This is a genomic window from Lysobacter enzymogenes, assembly GCF_017168095.1.
Taxonomy (GTDB): domain Bacteria; phylum Pseudomonadota; class Gammaproteobacteria; order Xanthomonadales; family Xanthomonadaceae; genus Lysobacter; species Lysobacter enzymogenes_D.
Genome location: NZ_LXSD01000669.1, coordinates 1 through 1,532, shown reverse-complemented (window position 1 = coordinate 1,532; position 1,532 = coordinate 1). Strand labels below are relative to the sequence as shown.

Annotated in this window: 2 protein-coding genes; one reads left to right on the top strand and one right to left on the bottom strand. The window is 71.0% G+C overall.

Annotated elements, in window-relative coordinates; translation table 11 throughout:
- Positions 1-397 precede the first annotated feature (397 nt).
- Complete coding sequence (locus A7A76_RS25475; RefSeq protein ID WP_206413942.1) at positions 398-565, bottom strand: hypothetical protein; 168 nt, start codon at positions 563-565, stop codon at positions 398-400.
- A gap of 213 nt (positions 566-778) precedes the next feature.
- Here A7A76_RS25475 and A7A76_RS25470 point away from each other — a divergent pair, with 213 nt between their 5' ends.
- Positions 779-1,480, top strand: coding sequence for a response regulator (locus tag A7A76_RS25470; protein ID WP_206413941.1), 702 nt, complete (start codon positions 779-781; stop codon positions 1,478-1,480).
- Positions 1,481-1,532: the final 52 nt, after the last annotated feature.

Genomic DNA, 1,532 nt, shown 5'->3' with positions numbered 1-1,532 from the left:
CCTGCGCGGCGGCGGCGAGCGCGGCCAGGGCCAGGGCGAGCGCGGCGCCGCGCAGCCGCGGTGTTCGGATCCGGGCGCGGTCGCGCCTGGGTGGGCTATCGGCTTGCATCATTCGGTCCCCGTTACCTGCCCGGCATAGTGCGCCCAATTCGCGCGCAGCTCGTGCGGCCCCGGCGGCCGATGCGTTACGCGGCCTCGCAAGCGGGCAGGGTGCGGCCGGCATGCGGCCGCGGGGCCGGAGCGGTCGGGTCTGGATCGAGTCGATAGCCCCGGGCTTGGCGTCCCATCGAGCCGAAGTCCGGCATCCGCTGTCGCCGGGGACATGGCATTCCGCCGCGCTGCTGCCCGGTTCAGCCGCCGCCCGCCGTCGCCCGCCGCGCGGTTCGCTAACCGACGCTCACATCGCCACCGCAATCACGGCGCGCGCGGTTTTGCCGCGATAGGCAGGAACCGGCGCCGGAACGGAACCTTGCGCGGCCGTCGCGGTCGAAGCCGCGCCCGATGCCGTCGCGGTTTTGTAACCGAACGTATCGGTCCCTGAGCGAGGAGACAACGAGGCCTGCATGTGTGCGACTTTCGGCGGATTCGCGGCGATGCGAAAACCTCTTGAATCCAGCGGTATGCGCAGGGCGCCCGCAACGCATCGCACGACTTTCGCGCCGTTCTCCGACAAATTTTTGACAGAAAGTAACGTTAACGAAAAATCGCAATAGCGAGTGCCACACTTTCGCAATCACGCCGGTCGCGTCGCGCGGCCGGAACGATCACAAGGACGCCCATGCGCATCTTGATCGCCGAAGACGACCCTGCCATCGCCTCGGGCCTGAGCGCGGCGCTGGCCGACAGCGGCCACGCCGTGGATCGCGTCGCGCGCGGCAACGACGCCGACGCGGCGCTGCACGACGGCACCTACGATCTGGTCGTGCTCGATCTCAACCTGCCGCAGCTCGACGGCCTGACCGTGCTGCAGCGCGCGCGTGCGCGCGGCGAGAGCGCGGCGATGCTGGTGGTGACCGCGCGCGAAGGCGTCAGCGAGCGCGTGCGCGCGCTCGACTCGGGCGCCGACGACTACCTGGTGAAGCCCTTCGTGCTGGAGGAATTCGCCGCGCGCGTGCGCGCGCTGCTGCGCCGGCGCGTCAGCCAGGGCATTCCGATGCTGTCGATCGGCCGGCTGCGCCTGGACCTGGCCGGCCGCCGCGGCTGGAACCAGGACGCCGCGCTGGAACTGACCGGACGCGAGTTCGCCCTGCTCGACGCGCTGCTCAGCCGCCGCGGCAGCCTGGTCAGCCGCGAGCAACTGATCGAAGCGCTGTGCAACTGGGAACAGGACATCACCAACAACGGCCTGGACATCGCCATCCACCGCTTGCGCCGCAAACTCGACGACACCGGCGTGACCATCCGCACCATCCGCGGCCTGGGCTACGTGGTCGAGGAAACCGGCGCGGGCGCCGCCGCCGCCGGCCAGCGCCGCGCTTGAACGCTCGCGCCCGGCCGGCCCGCACGTGACTTCCGCCGCCTCGATGCCCGGC

Excerpts from the sequence above, each read along its gene's own strand:
- A7A76_RS25475 (WP_206413942.1), bottom strand. The coding sequence starts at position 565 with ATGCAGGCCTCGTTGTCTCCTCGCTCAGGGACCGATACGTTCGGTTAC.
- A7A76_RS25470 (WP_206413941.1), top strand. The coding sequence starts at position 779 with ATGCGCATCTTGATCGCCGAAGACGACCCTGCCATCGCCTCGGGCCTG.